This is a genomic window from Streptomyces mirabilis, from assembly GCF_018310535.1.
GTDB lineage: Bacteria > Actinomycetota > Actinomycetes > Streptomycetales > Streptomycetaceae > Streptomyces.
On the sequence record NZ_CP074102.1, the window covers coordinates 7,367,363 to 7,383,714 of the forward strand.

Sequence of the window (16,352 nt, forward strand, 5' to 3'; positions counted from 1 at the left end):
CCGGTGCGATGGTCACGGGTACTTCCGGGGTGTGATCCCCTCGCAGGTTCGAATCCTGCTGCCGGTCCTTGGACCGGTATGGCCGAGTGGTCCATGGCAGAAGCGCCCTCGGGGCGTTCGTGATCCGTGGCCGGCCTGATCTCGGGCGCGCGGCGGTGTCAGTGGGGTCTGGTAGGAATGTTGCTGTGAGCAGCGCGAACGGGTGGGGTGAGGGTGGCGAGGAGGGTGCGCCGCCCGAGCAGCTTGCGCTGATTCGGGAAGGGGTCCGGCAGGCCAGGGCGCCCAAGGCGAAGCCGCGGACATGGCGGGGGGCGAAGCTCGCCGAGGAGCTGCCTGTCGCACGGGTCCTCGTCGACAAGGGTGTGCTCCACCTTGACCGGTATTTCGACTACGCCGTGCCCGAGGAGCTGGACGCCGAGGCGCAGCCGGGCGTGCGGGTTCGGGTGCGGTTCGGGGCCGGGCGGCATCGGGTGCGGGAGGGCCGTCGTGAGGGCGGGGGGCTGATCGACGGGTTCCTCGTCGAGCGCCTCGCCGAGTCCGACTACTCCGGGCCGCTCGCCGCGCTCGCGCAGGTCGTGTCGCCCGAGCCCGTGCTCGGGCCCGAGCTGCTGGGACTCGCGCGCGCCGTCGCCGACCGGTACGCGGGGAGCCTCGCGGACGTGCTGCAGCTCGCGGTCCCGCCGCGCAACGCGCGGGCCGAGCAGAAGTCCTCCCCCGCGCCGCTTCCTCCGCCCGGCATGCCCGAGACCGGTTCCTGGGCGCGGTACGGGCGGGGGGCGGCCTTTCTCGAGTCGCTCGCCGCGGGCGGGGCACCGCGGGCCGTGTGGAACGCGTTGCCGGGGCCCGGCTGGGCCGAGGAGATCGCCAGAGCCGTGGGCGCGACGCTCGCCTCGGGGCGGGGCGCGCTCGTCGTCGTGCCGGACGGCAGGGCCGTCACACGGGTGGACGCCGCGCTGTCCTCCGTGCTGGGGGAGGGGCAGCACGCGGTGCTCACGGCCGAGGCCGGGCCCGAGAAGCGCTACCGGGAGTGGCTGGCCGTGCGGCGTGGATCCGTACGGGCCGTCGTGGGGACCCGGGCCGCCATGTTCGCGCCCGTAAGGGATCTGGGACTCGTCGTCATCTGGGACGACGGCGACGACAGCCACAGCGAGCAGCACGCGCCGCAGCCGCATGCCCGGGAAGTGCTGCTGCTGCGGGCCGCCCATGACAAGTGCGCTTTCCTGTTGGGGAGTTGGGGCTGCACGGTCGAGGCCGCGCAGCTGGTCGAGAGCGGGTGGGCGCTGCCGCTGGTCGCCGAGCGGGAGCAGGTGCGGGCGAGCGCGCCGCTCGTGCGGACCGTGGGGGACGGGGATCTCGCGCGGGACGAGGCGGCGCGGGCCGCCCGGTTGCCGACCCTCGCCTGGCAGGTGGTGAGGGACGGGCTGCGACACGGGCCCGTACTGGTGCAGGTGCCGCGGCGTGGGTACGTACCGCGGATGGCCTGTGCGCAGTGCCGGGCTCCCGCTCGCTGCCGGCACTGCGCGGGACCGCTGGAGGCGCGGGACGCCGGGGCGCTGCTGTGCACGTGGTGCGGGCGGGACGAGGCGGCCTGGCACTGTCCGGAGTGCGGTGGGTTCCGGCTGCGGGCCCAGGTCGTGGGCGCGCGGCGGACCGCGGAGGAGCTGGGGCGGGCGTTTCCGGCCGTGCCCGTGCGGACGTCGGGGCGCGAGCAGGTGCTCGACACGGTCCCGGGTGCGCCCGCGCTCGTCGTGAGCACGCCGGGGGCCGAGCCGGTCGCCGAGGGCGGGTACGCGGCCGCGTTGCTGCTCGACGGCTGGACGATGCTGTCGCGGCCCGATCTGCGGGCCGGCGAGGACGCGCTGCGACGGTGGATCGGCGCTGCGGCGCTGGTCCGCGGGCAGGGAGCCGGGGGCACGGTCGTGGTCGTCGCGGAGCCGACCCTTCGGCCCGTGCAGGCGCTCGTACGGTGGGATCCCGTCGGACACGCGGTGCGGGAGCTCGCCGAGCGGGCCGAGCTGGGGTTTCCGCCGGTGTCCCGGATGGCGGCCGTGTCCGGTACGGCGGAGGCGCTCGCCGGGTTTCTCGCCGTGGTCGAGCTTCCGGGCGATGCGGAGGTGTTGGGGCCGGTGCCGCTGCCCGTCACGCAGGCCGGAGGGCCGCGGCGGGTGGGGGCGCCGCCGCCGGGGGAGCAGTGGGAGCGGGCGCTCGTCCGGGTGCCGCCGGGCAGCGGGGCGGCGCTGGCGGCCGCGCTGAAGGCCGCCCAGGCGGCGAGGATGGCGCGGGGCGGGAGTGAGCCCGTACGGATTCGGATCGATCCGCCGGACATCGGGTGACGAGCGTCGGTCCGCCCCCGTCCGAGCCGCCCCGACCTGGGCCGCCTCCCGGCTTCGACGGTGCCGGGAGGCAGGCGAGAGGTGGGGTCAGCCGTTGCGGGGGCCCGGGAACACCGTGGGCCTGACCTCGTCGCGGAGGGTGGGGCTGCCCGCGGTCGGCTGGGTCGGCATGGAGCGGGCGCCGGGGACCGTCGGCACCGTGGGGATGCCCGTGTTGACGGCGACCGTGCGGGTGCCCGAGGTCTCCGTGGAGCGCTCGGCCTCGGCGGCGGCCTGCGCGGCGGCGCGGCGGGCGCCGTAACGGCGGTGCACCGCCTGCTTGGTGACCCCTAGGGCGGAGCCCACCGCGTCCCAGGAGAAGCCGAGGGAGCGGTCGAAGTCCACGGCGGCCGTGACCAGGGTCTCGACGCTGTCCCGCAGCTCCTGGGCGAGGCGGACGGTCGGGGCGGGGGCGCGTCCGTAGACGACGAAGCCCGCGGAGGGGCCGGAGCGGCGCGGGCGGTAGACGTTGCCCAGTTGGGCGGTGAGCGTGCGCAGTGCGTCCACCTGCCGGCGGACCCGCTCGATGTCCCGCACCAGCAAGTGCAGGCTGGCCCGAGCCTGGGCGTCGTGGGTTGCGTGGTCGGCCATGAACAAGCCTCTCGAACCGGCGTTGAAAAGGATCGGGCCGCGATCGCGGCCCGTTGTGGTCAACTCTCTCTTGACCAACGCGTTTGCGGGTGAGTGGTCACGCTGCGGGGGCGTAGGGGCATATGCACAGGGCGCGTCCGGGGGCGTACGCCCCCGGGGCACCGTTGTCTCGCCTCGGTCTTCGGCGCCTGTTCGTGTGTTCGCGCGTTCGTGTGTTCGAGGTGTCGCCGGTCAAACCCCCGAGCCGGCGAGCCGTCGCGCCGCATAGACTGGTGCGCTGCCCCGTACCCCGTCCGGACCGGCGGGTGTGCAGGGCCCTGAAGCGTTCCCGCCCGAGAGGCCAGCCGCCACCCATGAAGCTCGTCTTCGCAGGTACCCCCGAGGTCGCCGTTCCCGCACTGGACGCCTTGATCGCCTCCGGGCGGCACGAGGTGGCCGCCGTGGTCACGCGGCCCGACGCGCCCGCCGGCCGGGGACGGCGGCTTGTCGCGAGTCCGGTCGCCGAACGGGCGGAGGAGGCCGGCATCGAGGTGCTGAAGCCGGTCAAGCCGCGGGACGAGGACTTTCTGGCCCGGCTGAGGGAGATCGGACCCGACGCCTGTCCCGTTGTGGCGTACGGGGCGCTGCTGCCGCGGGTCGCCCTCGACGTGCCCGCCCACGGGTGGGTCAATCTGCACTTCTCCCTGCTGCCCGCCTGGCGCGGCGCCGCCCCCGTGCAGCACGCGATCATGGCGGGGGACGAGATCACCGGCGCCTCCACCTTCCTCATCGAGGAGGGGCTCGACTCGGGGCCGGTGTACGGGACCGTCACCGAGGAGGTCCGGCGCACCGACACCAGCGGGGACCTGCTCACCCGGCTCGCCTTCGCCGGTGCCGGCCTGCTCGTCGCGACCATGGACGGCATCGAGGACGGCACTCTGAAGGCCGTCCCGCAGCCTGTCGACGGCATTACCCTGGCACCGAAGATCACCGTCGAGAACGCCCATGTCGACTGGTCCGCACCGGCGCTGCGCGTCGACCGGATGGTGCGCGGGTGCACGCCCGCGCCCGGCGCCTGGACCGTCTTCCGTGGTGAGCGGCTCAAGCTCATCCACGCCACGCCCGTGCCCGAGCGCACCGACCTCGCCCCGGGCGAACTGTCCGTGGGCAAGAACAACGTGTACGTCGGGACCGGCTCGTACGCCGTGGAACTGCTCTGGGTCCAGGCCCAGGGCAAGAAGCCGATGCGCGCGGCCGACTGGGCGCGCGGGGTGCGCATCGCCTCCGGGGAGCGGCTCGGGGCCTGACACAGGGCCGTACGGCGAGGACCGCACCTCCCCTTGTGCAACTCCCCTGGCAGCGCGGGAGGTTGACGCACCGTCCCGTCCCGGTCGAGCCGGTCGTCGAGGGCACGCCGCGCCCGCTCGCGCCGGGCGTCGAGCAGTGCGCCTACCGCGACGTCCAGGAGGCCCTCACCAACGTCCTGAAGTACGCCGGACTGCGCACGCGCGTGTGGCACTCGGTTACGGGCAGCACGAGTCGAGGGTCTCCGTCACGGACGGGGGGCTGATTCCGGACACGGTCCCGACGGGCACCGGGCACGGCGTCGGCCTGGACCGCCGGGCACACGTGGGCCGTCAGGCCGGCGACGTCCGTCCGGAAGTAGGCTGGAGGGGTCGAACCATCCAGGATCCGGAGCACCTTTTTCGTGAGTGAGCAGTCCCGTGGGCCGCGCAAGCCCGGCAAGCCCTATCGCCGCCCCCAGAAGGACCCGGTCCGCATGCTCGCCTTCGAGGCGCTTCGGGCCGTGGACGAGCGCGACGCGTACGCGAACCTCGTCCTGCCCCCGCTGCTGCGCAAGGCGCGCGAGAAGGAGGGGCCGGAAAAGTTCGACGGGCGGGACGCGGCGCTGGCCACCGAGCTGGTGTACGGGACGCTGCGCCGGCAGGGGACGTACGACGCCGTCATCGCGGCCTGTGTGGACCGGCCGCTGCGAGAAGTCGATCCGCCCGTGCTCGATGTGCTCAGCCTCGGCGTGCACCAGCTGCTCGGGACGCGCATCCCGACGCACGCCGCAGTGTCCGCCTCCGTCGAACTCGCCCGCGTCGTACTCGGCGACGGGCGGGCCAAGTTCGTGAACGCCGTGCTGCGCAAGGTCGCCCGGCAGGATCTCGACGCCTGGCTGGAGGAGGTCGCGCCGCCCTACGACGAGGACCCCGAGGACCACCTCGCCGTCGTGCACTCGCACCCGCGCTGGGTCGTCTCGGCGCTGTGGGACTCGCTGGGCGGCGGCCGTGCCGGGATCGAGGACCTGCTCGAGGCCGACAACGAGCGGCCCGAGGTGACGCTCGTGGCCCGGCCCGGGCGCTCCACCGCCGACGAACTCCTCGGCATCCTCGGGGAGGAGTCCGCGCTGCCGGGGCGCTGGTCGCCGTACGCCGTGCGGCTCAGCGAGGGCGGCGAGCCCGGTGCCATCGACGCCGTACGGGAGGGACGTGCGGGCGTCCAGGACGAGGGCAGCCAGCTGGTGGCGCTGGCTCTCGCGAACGCGCCGCTCGACGGCCGGGACAAGGCGTGGCTGGACGGCTGCGCGGGCCCCGGCGGCAAGGCCGCCATGCTCGCCGGACTGGCCGCCGAGCGCGGCGCCGCGCTGCTCGCCTCGGAGAAGCAGCCGCACCGGGCGGGCCTGGTGGCGAAGGCGCTCGCGGGCAATCCCGGCCCCTACCAGGTCATCGCCGCCGACGGTACCCGTCCGCCGTGGCTGCCCGGCACCTTCGACCGGGTGCTCATGGACGTGCCCTGCACGGGCCTTGGTGCCCTGCGTCGTCGTCCCGAGGCCCGCTGGCGGCGCCGTCCCGAGGACCTGGACGGCTTCGCGCCCCTCCAGCGCGGGCTGTTGCGCACGGCGCTGGACTCCGTGCGGGTCGGGGGCGTCGTCGGGTACGCGACCTGCTCGCCGCACCTCGCCGAGACCCGCGCGGTCGTGGACGACGTCCTCAAGCACTACGAGACAGGCTCCGCCGAACTCCTCGACGCTCGCCCGCTGCTGCCTGGCGTACCGGCGCTGGGCGACGGCCCCGACGTGCAGCTGTGGCCACATCTGCACGGTACGGACGCCATGTATCTGGCGCTGATCCGCCGGACGGCGTGACCTCTCCCAGCGCCGAGAACAGCGCGAAGGCGTACCCTTTCTCGTATTCGGAGAAAAGGCCGGAGCGGAGTAGGACGAGGCGTGGTAGCCCCCGTCCGAGCGCAATATGAGAGCCATCGCCTGATCCTCCGAGTTCACCATTCTCGTATTTGAGGGCGTGAACGATGGCAGCGCGTGTGGATCCCGATCGTTCCGAGTGGGACGTCATCGTCCTGGGTGGCGCCGCGGCCGGGGAGAACGCGGCACAGTACGCCACGCAGTTCTCCGGTCTGGACGCGGTGCTGGTCGAGGCTGAGTTGCTGGGCGGCGAGTGCTCGTACTGGGCCTGCATGCCCAGCAAGGCCCTGTTGCGCCCGGCCGAGGTGCTGGACGGCGGACGGCATGTGCCAGGTGTGTCCTCGCTGTTGACCGGGCGCGAGCTGGACGTGCGGGCGGTACTGGCCCGCCGGGACACCGTCGTGAACGGCCTCGACGACTCCTCGCAGATCGACTGGGCGCTCGGCGTCGGCATCGATGTCGTGCGCGGGTACGGGCGGCTCGCCGGGGAGCGTGCGGTGGCGGTGGAGACGGCGGCCGGCGGCACCCGTGTGCTGACCGCACGGCACGCGGTGGTGATCGACACGGGCTCCTGCACCACCGTGCCGACGATCCCCGGCATGAGCGAGGCACGCCCGTGGACGTCCCGCGACGTCACCAATCTGCGCGAGGTGCCACGCCGGATCGTGGTGCTGGGCGGTGGGGTGGTCGCGTGCGAGGCGGCGACCTGGCTGAAGCCGCTGGGCGTCGAGGAGTTGAGCGTCGTGTACCGGCGCACCGGCCTGCTGGCCCGGGCGGAACCCTTCGCCGGACGCATGGTTGCCGACCGGTTGACGGACGCGGGGGTGCGGCTGCTTCCCGGCAGGTCGGTCACCGAGGTGCGGCGCGACGATCCCCGTGACACGGGAGTCGGGCTGCCGCACGGCGGCGAGGTCACCGTCCGGCTGGACGACGGGAGCACACTCGTCGCCGACGAACTGGTGCTCGCCACCGGCCGTACGCCGAACACCCAGGACATCGGCCTGTCGTCGGTGGGATGCCCCGACGGCGGCTTTCTGGAGGTCGACGACGAGCAGGCCGTGCGGGCGGTGGACGGGCACTGGCTGTACGCGGTCGGTGATGTCTGCGGACGCGCGCTGCTGACCCACATGGGCAAGTACCAGGCGCGGATCGCCGGTGAGGCCATCGCCGCCCGTGCCACGCAAGGGCGGGTGGACGGAGCGGGGAGCGGTGTGCCGGGCTCCGCCGACGGACATCGGGGCAACCCGCAGGTGACCTTCACCGACCCGGAGGTCGGATCGGCCGGCATGACCGAGCGGGAGGCGCGCGCGACGGGACTCGACGTGGCGACGGTCGAGTACGACATGGCCGCGCTGGCCGGCACGTATGTGCTGCGCGAGGACTACCTCGGGCGCGCCAAACTGGTCATCGACCGTGGTACCGACACGGTGGTGGGCGCGACGTTCGTCGGCTCGGGCGTCGCGGAACTCGTCCACTCCGCCACGACGGCCATTGTCGCGAGAGTGCCGCTTTCCGCGCTGTGGCATGTCGTGCCCAGCTACCCCACCGCGAGTGAGGTGTGGCTCCGCCTGCTGGAGGCGTACCGCGCGGAAAAGCGGCGTGTCGGGTAGCGTGAAATTCCCGTCATGCATTTCAGCCGATCAGGGATATCGCACGTGACTCGCAGAGATCTCGCACGTAACTCGATCGAAAGAAATATGCCATGCCTTTCATTTCCACGAAGGATGACACGGAAATCTATTACAAGGACTGGGGTACGGGGCAGCCGGTCGTGTTCAGCCATGGCTGGCCGCTGAATGCCGACGCCTGGGACCCCCAGGTCCGCATGATGGCCGAAAACGGCTTCCGTGCGATCGCGCACGACCGCCGCGGCCACGGACGCTCGGGTCAGCCGTGGGACGGAAACGACCTGGACACGTACGCGGACGATCTGGCGCAGTTGATCGAGGACCTCGATCTGCGCGACGTGATCCTGGTCGGCCACTCCACCGGTGGCGGTGAGGTGACGCGCTACATCGGCCGCCACGGCACCGGACGGGTGGCCAAGGCCGTCCTCCTCGGCGCGATCCCCCCGCTGATGCTCAAGACGGAAGCGAACCCCGAGGGGCTGCCGTTGGAGGTCTTCGACGAGATCCGCAAGGGCGTCGCGACCGACCGCTCGCAGTTCTACGAGGACCTCAGCGCGCCCTTCTACGGTGCCAACCGGCCCGGTTCGCAGGTGTCCCAGGGCACGCGGGACGCGTTCTGGCTGTGGTCCCTGCAGGTGGGGATCAAGGGCTCGTACGACTGCGTCAAGGCGTTCTCCGAGACCGACCTCACCGAGGACCTGAAGCGGTTCGACGTCCCCACCCTGATCGCGCACGGCGACGACGACCAGATCGTGCCCATCGTCGCGGCCGCGGAGAAGTCCTCGAAAATCGTCAAGGACGCCACGCTGAAGGTGTACCCGGGTGCCCCGCACGGTCTGTCGATGGTCGCCCCGTTCAAGGACGTCTTCGACGCCGACCTGCTGGCCTTCGCCCGCGGCTGAAGAACCCGGCGGCACCCGGACCGTGCGGGGCGCGACACCCGCGCAACGGTCCCGGTGCCGCTTTGGTGCCGCCCGAGGCGGCTCGGGCACGGCGCATGTATGGCGCCGGTATGGCGCCGGTATGTCTCAGGTACGGTCCAGGAGCCGGACCGAGGAGAGCAACCGGCCCGGGGCATGGCAGGCTTGGGGCATGGCCGTGCAGATCAACCCCAGCATTCTGTCCGCGGACTTCGCCCGTCTTGCCGAGGAGGCACAGGCGGTGGAGGGCGCGGACTGGCTCCATGTCGACGTCATGGACAACCATTTCGTTCCGAACCTCACGCTCGGTGTGCCGGTCGTAGAGTCCCTGGCCCGTGCGACGGACACGCCGCTGGACTGCCACCTGATGATCGCGGACCCCGATCGGTGGGCGCCCCAGTACGTGGAAGCGGGTGCCGGTTCCGTCACCTTCCACGCCGAGGCGGCCGCCGCGCCGGTGCGGCTCGCCCGCGAGATCCGGGCCAAGGGCGCCCGCGCCTCCATGGCGCTCAAGCCCGCGACCCCCATCGAGCCGTACGAGGACCTGCTTCCCGAGCTCGACATGCTGCTGATCATGACGGTCGAGCCCGGTTTCGGAGGCCAGGCGTTCCTGGACATCATGCTGCCGAAGATCCGCCGCACCCGTGAGCTGATCAGCAAGCACGGCCTCGAGCTGTGGCTTCAGGTCGACGGCGGGGTGTCGGCGTCCACCATCGAGCGGTGCGCGGAGGCGGGCGCGGACGTCTTCGTCGCCGGTTCGGCCGTGTACGGGGCCGCGGATCCGGCCCAGGCGGTACGTGCATTGCGCACCCAGGCCCAGGGTGCCACGGCCCATGCGGCGTGGGCGTGCGACCACTGACCAAAGGGAACGTGAACGCCGCCCATCTGGGCTGATCAAGTACGCCGGATCTGCGAGGATGAACGGCGAATCCAGAGTGTGAACAGCAGTGAGGAGATCGCCGTGTCGGGTATGTCGGCGGGCCGGTCAGCCATGCGGATGGGACCCGCTGAGCTGGTGCAGGCGGCGGCCATGGCCCGCCGCTTCTACCTCGAGGGCAAATCCAAGATCCAGATCGCCGAGGAGTTCGGCGTCAGCCGCTTCAAGGTGGCCCGGGTCCTGGAGACCGCCCTCGAACGGGATCTCGTGCGGATCGAGATCCGGGTGCCCGCCGAGCTGGACGCGGAGCGCTCCGACGCGCTGCGCGCCCGCTACGGCCTGCGCCACGCAGTCGTGGTCGAGTCCCCGGCGGATGCCGAGGAGTCGCCCGACCCCGAGAACCTCGGCGAAGTCGCCGCCGACCTGCTCGGTGAGCTGGTCAACGAGGGCGATGTGCTGGGCCTGGCCTGGGGCCGCTCCACCATCCACATGGCGGCGGCGCTCGACCGGCTCCCGCCGTGCACGGTGGTGCAGCTGACGGGCGTGTACGACGCCGGGACGGCGGAGCGCGGGTCGGTGGAGGCGGTACGGCGCGCCGCGCAGGTGTCGGGCGGCGACGCCCACCCCATCTACGCGCCGATGCTGCTGCCCGACGCGGCCACCGCGGCCGCGCTGCGCAGCCAGACGGGGATCGCCCGCGCCTTCGAGTACTTCGACAAGGTCACGGTCGCCTGTGTGTCGATCGGCTCCTGGGAGCCCGGCATCTCGACGGTGCACGACATGCTTACCGAGGAGGAGCGCGCCCACTACGCCACTCTCGGTGTCGCCGCCGAGATGTCCGCGCACCTCTTCGACACCGAGGGACGGCGGGTCGGCCGTGACCTGGGCGAGCGGTGCATCACCGTCGAAGCCGACCGGCTGCGGCGCATCCCCGAGGTCGTGGCGATCGCCGGCGGACAGCGCAAGGCCGCCGCCATCGACGCGGTGCTGCGGTCCGGGCTCGTCACCAGCCTGGTGACGGACACGTCCGCCGCGGACTACCTGATGACAGCGGGCCAGACCCCCCGCCCCGCCCTCAACCGGGCGGACCCGGACGGGCCGTGACCCGTTAGGGGGCGCTTCGGGGTATCGGCGCGCCACGTGGAGGGGCGCGTGGCAGCATCGGCGGCATGGTGGTGGTGCGGTGGGTGCCCCGGGCGCTCGTAGGGCTTTTGCTGTGTCTCGGCGTGCTCCTGACGGGCTGCTCGTCGACGGAGTCGGCCGGTACCGGGACGGGTGCGGTTACGGGAGCCCCGTCGGCTGCCCGGTCGGCGGTTCCGTCCTGGGCCCACGGGATGGCGGCCGTCGACGCGGCCCGACTTCCCGCCGAGGCTCGTACGACGCTCGCCCTCATCGACAAGGGCGGCCCCTTCCCGTACACCAGGGACGGCATCGTCTTCGGGAACTTCGAGGGCATGCTGCCCAAGCACCAGCGCGGCTACTACCACGAGTACACGGTCAAAACGCCCGGCGCAGACGATCGGGGAGCCCGTCGCATTGTCACCGGGCAGGGCGGTGAGATCTACTACACCGATGATCACTACAAGTCGTTCAGGGCGGTGCTGAGATGACGGACGGCCCGTTGGCGGAGGTGTTCCGCGCGGCGCGCGCGGTCGGATGGCAGGTCAGCGTGCTCGACCTCACCGGAGTCTCGGACAAGGCGGCCTTCATGGAACGCTGCGTCCGCGCCCTCGACCTGCCCGAATGGTTCGGCCGGAACTGGGACGCCCTCGTGGACTGCCTGGGCGACCCCGACTGGGGGCCCGCCAGCCCGGGCCGCGTCATCCTGGTGAACGGCTGGCGGCACTACGCCAAGGCACGCCCCGACGAGTGGGAGACCGCCCAGGAGGTACTGGAGTCGGCCGCCGGGCACTACGAGGAGCACGACGCCACGCTGTCGGTCGTCCTCTCCCTTGGAGGATCCGACCAACTGCCCCCTGACCAGCCTGGATGATCTGTGCGGGCATCACATTCAGGTCGCCATGGGACAATGAAGTACGTGCTCTTCCCCCTGGCTGACCTGTCCGGGGGCCACCTCTGATCGACTGGGATGTGCAGCACGTGCGTTTCCTCAACGACATCCAGCCTCCGTACGACCTGACGTACGACGACGTCTTCATGGTGCCCAGCCGCTCCGCGGTCGGCTCCCGGCAGGGCGTGGACCTCAGTGCCCCGGACGGCACGGGCACCACGATCCCCCTGGTCGTCGCCAACATGACCGCGATCGCGGGCCGCCGGATGGCCGAGACCGTCGCCCGCCGCGGTGGCCTCGTGGTCATCCCGCAGGACATTCCGATCGAGGTCGTCACCGAGGTCGTCTCCTGGGTCAAGGGACGCCACCTGGTGCTCGACACCCCCATCGTCCTGGCGCCCCACCAGACCGTCGCCGACGCACTGGCGCTGCTGCCCAAGCGCGCCCACAACGCGGGCGTCGTCGTCGACGAGGACGGCCGCCCGATCGGCGTGGTCACCGACGCCGACCTCACCGGCGTGGACCGGTTCACGCAGCTGGCCGAGGTCATGTCCCGGGACCTGCTGCTCCTCGACGCCGACATCGAGCCGCGCGAGGCGTTCAACAAGCTGGACGGCGCCAACCGCCGCTACGCCCCCGCCGTGGACGCCGAGGGCAAGCTCGCCGGCATCCTCACCCGCAAGGGCGCCCTGCGCGCCACGCTCTACACCCCGGCCACCGACGCCGACGGCAAGCTGCGCATCGCGGCCGCCGTGGGCATCAACGGCGATGTCGCGGGCAAGGCGAAGCAGCTCCTCGACGCGGGCGTCGACACGCTCGTCATCGACACCGCGCACGGCCACCAGGAGTCGATGGTCAGCGCGATCAGGACCGTGCGCGCGCTCGACCCGCAGGTCCCGATCGTCGCGGGCAACATCGTCGCCGCCGAGGGCGTCAAGGACCTCATCGACGCGGGCGCGGACATCATCAAGGTCGGCGTCGGCCCCGGCGCCATGTGCACCACCCGCATGATGACCGGCGTCGGCCGGCCGCAGTTCTCGGCCGTCCTCGAGTGCGCCGCCGAGGCGAAGAAGTACGGCAAGCACGTGTGGGCCGACGGCGGCGTCCGCCACCCTCGCGACGTGGCCATGGCACTGGCCGCGGGCGCGTCCAACGTCATGGTCGGTTCCTGGTTCGCGGGGACGTACGAGTCCCCGGGCGACCTCCAGCAGGACGCCAGCGGGCGCCTGTACAAGGAGTCGTTCGGCATGGCGTCCGCGCGCGCGGTCCGCAACCGTACGAGCGAGGAGTCGGCGTACGACCGCGCCCGCAAGGCCCTCTTCGAGGAGGGCATCTCCACCTCGCGGATGTTCCTCGACCCGGGCCGCCCGGGCGTCGAGGACCTGATCGACTCGATCATCGCGGGCGTCCGCTCCTCCTGCACCTACGCGGGTGCGGGCTCCCTGGAGGAGTTCGCCGAGAACGCGATCGTCGGCATCCAGAGCGCGGCCGGCTATGCGGAGGGCAAGCCCCTGCACGCCAGCTGGAGCTGACCCGTTCCACCGTCGTACGGCCCCCGTGGTGCGCCCACGGGGGCCGTCGGCGTACCTGCAGCGGACTGCCGTGCGGGGGCGTGCGCAACCATCGAAAGGCCCCGCGCAACGAACACGCGCCGAGGTGCGATGAACGCAACGATCTTGCGGAGATGCGCAAGGTTGCTGCATTACGCCCGTGAAGCCCGGGCTCATAGGGTCAAGCGCTGTACATGGCGTGGCGGGGACCCCGCTCGGTGGGTCCCTGCTGCCAGGGGCGCCGCCGGTCCCCGCCGTATCGACCGGCAGCGATGAAGGAGCCACCGAGTGCTCGATCAAGGCGCACCCCCGCAGTCCCGCACAGAGTCCGCCGCACCGTCCCCGGGTGTCGGCGCGCGCCTCATGCGCCGCAAGCCCGTGGAACGCCTGGTGGCCGAGGGCGGCCAGGGCGAGGGAGGCTCGCTCAGGCGCTCCCTCGGGCTGTGGCAGCTCACCATGATCAGCATCGGTGCCACCCTCGGCACCGGCATCTTCGTGGTCCTCGGCGAGGCTGTCCCCAAGGCCGGACCCGCGGTCACCCTCTCCTTCGTGATCGCCGGCCTCACGGCGCTCTTCTCGGCCCTCTCGTACGCCGAGCTGGCCGGCACCATCCCGGTCGCAGGATCCTCGTATTCGTATGCGTACGCAACGATGGGTGAGCTGATCGCCTGGATCTGCGGCTGGTGTCTGGTCCTGGAGTACGGCGTGTCGGTGGCCGCCGTCGCGGTCGGCTGGGGCGAGTACCTCAACGAACTGCTCGACGGCACGATCGGCGTCACCATCCCGGACGCGCTCTCCGCACCTCCCGGTGACGGCGGCATCTTCAACCTGCCCGCCCTGATCGTCGTGATGCTCGCCATGGCCTTCCTGCTCGGTGGCGCCAAGGAGTCCGCACGCGCCAACACGATCATGGTGGCCGTGAAGATCGTCGCGCTGCTGCTGTTCTGCGCGATCGGCATCCAGGGCTTCAAGTCCGGCAACTACGAGCACTTCATGCCGCTCGGCATGGCGGGCGTCAGCGCCGCCGGCGCCACGCTGTTCTTCTCGTACATCGGCTTCGACGCCGCCTCCACCGCAGGTGAGGAGGCCAAGAACCCGCAGCGCGACCTGCCCCGCGCGATCATGCTCTCGCTGGTCATCGTGACGGCGCTGTACGTCGTCGTCGCGGCCGTCGCCGTCGGCGCGAAGCCCTGGCGGAAGTTCAACGACTCGGAGGCAGCGCTCGCCGAGATCATGAAGAACGTCACCGGGCAGACCTTCTGGGGCACGCTGCTCGCCGCCGGTGCCGTCATCGCCATCGCCAGCGTCGTCCTGACCGTGCTCTACGGTCAGACCCGCATCCTGTTCGCCATGTCCCGCGACGGGCTCGTGCCCAAGGTGTTCTCGCGCGTCCACCCGAAGACCGGCGCGCCTCGCGCCAACACCGTGATCGTCTCGCTGTTCTGCGGTGTCCTCGCCGCCGCGATCCCGCTCGGCCAGCTCGCCGACGCCACCAGCATCGGCACCCTCTTCGCCTTCGCGCTGGTCAATGTCGCCGTCGTGGTGCTGCGCCGGACGCGCCCGGAGATGCGGCGCACCTTCCGGGTGCCGCTGTCGCCGGTGCTGCCCGCGATCGGCTTCGCCCTGTGCGTGTGGATGATGGGCAGCCTTTCGGCCGTCACCTGGGTGGTCTTCGGAGTCTGGATGGCCGCCGGGCTCGTGTTCTACTTCAGTTACGGCTACCGCCGATCCCGTCTCGCGCCATCAGAAAAGTGAAACACCCGCAGTGCTGAACGATCTCGACGAACGCATCGTGCACGCCCTCGCCGAGGACGCCCGCCGCTCCTACGCCGACATCGGCCAACTGGTCGGCCTGTCCGCGCCCGCCGTGAAGCGACGGGTGGACCGGCTGCGGGCCACGGGTGCCATCACCGGGTTCACCGTGCGGGTGGATCCGGCGGCGCTGGGGTGGGAGACGGAGGGGTTCGTCGAGATCTACTGCCGCCGGAACACCTCGCCGGAGACCATTCAGCGGGGGCTGGAGCGGTATCAGGAGGTGGTGGCCGCGTCCACCGTCACGGGGGAGGCGGACGCGGTGGTGCAGGTCTTCGCTTCCGACATGCGGCACTTCGAGCGGGTGTTGGAGCGGATTGCGGGCGAGCCGTTCGTGGAGCGTACGAAGTCGGTGCTGGTGTTGTCTCCGTTGCTGCGGCGGTTTTCGTCCGGGTCGCCCACGTAAGGGGGCGCTGGGGGGCTGGGCGGCGGCTGCGGGTTGTGTGTGGCTGGGCGCGCAGTCCCCCGCGCCCCTTCGGGGCGCTCCACCTCACTCCGCTGTTTTGCGGGCCAGCGCGTTGTTGCCGATCGAGTTGTGGACGCTGAAGCTCACCGCGTCCGAGCGGTAGCGGTCGTCGGACCATTCCACCGGGCGGCCTTCGCGGGTGGTGGTGACGCGGCGGACCCTCAGGAGGGGACTGGTGCGGCGGACGCCGAGGAGGTCGGCGTCCTGGGCGCCCGCCGCCACCGCGTCGATGACGTGCTCGCCGTAGGCGAAGACCAGGCCGGTGTCCTCGTAGAGCCGCTGGGTGACCGAGGGGCAGTCGGGCTCGATGGCCTCGACGGCGGGGGAGATCCAGTCCGCGTACACGGTCCGTTCCAGGAGGACCGGCTCGCCGTCCAGGCCGCGGATCCGCAGGACGTGCAACACCGGTGATGCCTCGGGGAGTTGGAGGCGCACGGCGTCCTCCGCGGTCGCCGGGCGGTGCTCCTGCTCGACGACGTGTCCCGTCGCCTCCCGGCCCATCGCGCGCGCCCACTGGGCGAAGCTGCGCAGTTCGGCGAAGCTCTGGCTGCGACGGCTGGCGAGGACTACCCGGCGGGCGCCCTGGCGGGAGCCGATGAGGCCCTCGGCGGTCAGGGCCGCGACGGCCTGGCGGACCGTGCCGCGCGCCACGCCGTACTGGGCCGCGAGGTCCGTCTCCGCGGGCAGCAGACTGCCCACCGTGTACTCCTCGCGGTCGATCGCCCGCCGCAGCTCATCGGCGATCTCCTCGTGTCGCGCCGGCATGCTTCCCCTCTGACTCGACTGCTGTGCACAGCGTGACCAGCCTAATCGAGATCCGAAGGTGATCGGCGCGGGCCGGGATTGTGCAGGGAATCAAGGGTCACGGTTTCGCCAAAGTTTACGAACAGGACACCAACGCCGGGCCTACTGGGGCCAACTTGTTCAGACAAGTTCTC

Annotated in this window: 15 protein-coding genes; 13 read left to right on the top strand and 2 right to left on the bottom strand. The window is 71.8% G+C overall.

What is annotated here, in order from left to right:
- The first annotated feature begins 185 nt into the window (after positions 1–185).
- Positions 186–2,333 carry a primosomal protein N' gene (locus tag SMIR_RS32585; RefSeq protein WP_212727706.1) on the top strand — a complete coding sequence of 716 codons (2,148 nt, stop codon included), beginning with the start codon at positions 186–188 and terminating at the stop codon, positions 2,331–2,333.
- Positions 2,334–2,420: 87 nt separating this feature from the next.
- On the opposite strand, the gene SMIR_RS32590 is transcribed toward SMIR_RS32585, so the two are convergent.
- Positions 2,421–2,963, bottom strand: coding sequence for a hypothetical protein (locus SMIR_RS32590; protein ID WP_168490017.1), 543 nt, complete (start codon positions 2,961–2,963; stop codon positions 2,421–2,423).
- 353 nt (positions 2,964–3,316) lie between these two features.
- Here SMIR_RS32590 and fmt point away from each other — a divergent pair, with 353 nt between their 5' ends.
- The 12 genes from fmt to SMIR_RS32650 all read left to right on the top strand — a co-directional run bounded on the left by fmt (position 3,317) and on the right by SMIR_RS32650 (position 15,354).
- Positions 3,317–4,249, top strand: a complete 933-nt coding sequence (gene fmt / locus SMIR_RS32595) for a methionyl-tRNA formyltransferase (protein ID WP_168490016.1) — start codon at positions 3,317–3,319, stop codon at positions 4,247–4,249.
- 62 nt (positions 4,250–4,311) lie between these two features.
- On the top strand, positions 4,312–4,512 hold the full coding sequence (locus SMIR_RS32600; RefSeq protein ID WP_168490015.1) for a hypothetical protein: 201 nt from the start codon (positions 4,312–4,314) through the stop codon (positions 4,510–4,512).
- Positions 4,513–4,650: 138 nt separating this feature from the next.
- The gene (locus SMIR_RS32605) at positions 4,651–6,093 is read left to right on the top strand and encodes an RsmB/NOP family class I SAM-dependent RNA methyltransferase (RefSeq protein WP_168490014.1); all 1,443 of its coding nucleotides are present in this window, start codon (positions 4,651–4,653) and stop codon (positions 6,091–6,093) included.
- A 164-nt stretch (positions 6,094–6,257) separates the two neighbouring features.
- Positions 6,258–7,760: a dihydrolipoyl dehydrogenase family protein gene (locus SMIR_RS32610; protein WP_168490013.1), complete on the top strand. Its 1,503-nt coding sequence runs from the start codon at positions 6,258–6,260 to the stop codon at positions 7,758–7,760.
- Positions 7,761–7,852: 92 nt separating this feature from the next.
- Positions 7,853–8,680, top strand: coding sequence for an alpha/beta fold hydrolase (locus tag SMIR_RS32615; protein ID WP_168490012.1), 828 nt, complete (start codon positions 7,853–7,855; stop codon positions 8,678–8,680).
- A 190-nt stretch (positions 8,681–8,870) separates the two neighbouring features.
- Positions 8,871–9,557, top strand: coding sequence for a ribulose-phosphate 3-epimerase (gene rpe, locus SMIR_RS32620; protein ID WP_101406276.1), 687 nt, complete (start codon positions 8,871–8,873; stop codon positions 9,555–9,557).
- 78 nt (positions 9,558–9,635) lie between these two features.
- Complete coding sequence (locus SMIR_RS32625; RefSeq protein ID WP_168490011.1) at positions 9,636–10,679, top strand: sugar-binding transcriptional regulator; 1,044 nt, start codon at positions 9,636–9,638, stop codon at positions 10,677–10,679.
- Positions 10,680–10,747: 68 nt separating this feature from the next.
- Positions 10,748–11,185, top strand: a complete 438-nt coding sequence (locus SMIR_RS32630; RefSeq protein ID WP_168500918.1) for a guanyl-specific ribonuclease — start codon at positions 10,748–10,750, stop codon at positions 11,183–11,185.
- Positions 11,182–11,568 (top strand): barstar family protein, encoded by a 387-nt coding sequence (locus tag SMIR_RS32635; protein ID WP_168490010.1) that lies wholly within the window; start codon positions 11,182–11,184, stop codon positions 11,566–11,568. Before SMIR_RS32630 ends, SMIR_RS32635 begins: the two co-directional genes overlap by 4 nt.
- Positions 11,569–11,675: 107 nt before the next feature.
- Positions 11,676–13,118, top strand: a complete 1,443-nt coding sequence (locus SMIR_RS32640; RefSeq protein WP_168500917.1) for a GuaB1 family IMP dehydrogenase-related protein — start codon at positions 11,676–11,678, stop codon at positions 13,116–13,118.
- Between the two features lie 306 nt (positions 13,119–13,424).
- Positions 13,425–14,891, top strand: a complete 1,467-nt coding sequence (locus SMIR_RS32645) for an amino acid permease (protein ID WP_212727707.1) — start codon at positions 13,425–13,427, stop codon at positions 14,889–14,891.
- A gap of 10 nt (positions 14,892–14,901) precedes the next feature.
- Positions 14,902–15,354: an Lrp/AsnC family transcriptional regulator gene (locus SMIR_RS32650; RefSeq protein WP_015661832.1), complete on the top strand. Its 453-nt coding sequence runs from the start codon at positions 14,902–14,904 to the stop codon at positions 15,352–15,354.
- A gap of 84 nt (positions 15,355–15,438) precedes the next feature.
- Here SMIR_RS32650 and SMIR_RS32655 read toward each other — a convergent pair whose 3' ends face one another.
- Entirely contained in the window at positions 15,439–16,179 is a 741-nt protein-coding gene (locus SMIR_RS32655) for a GntR family transcriptional regulator (RefSeq protein WP_168490009.1), read from the bottom strand.
- Positions 16,180–16,352 lie beyond the last annotated feature (173 nt).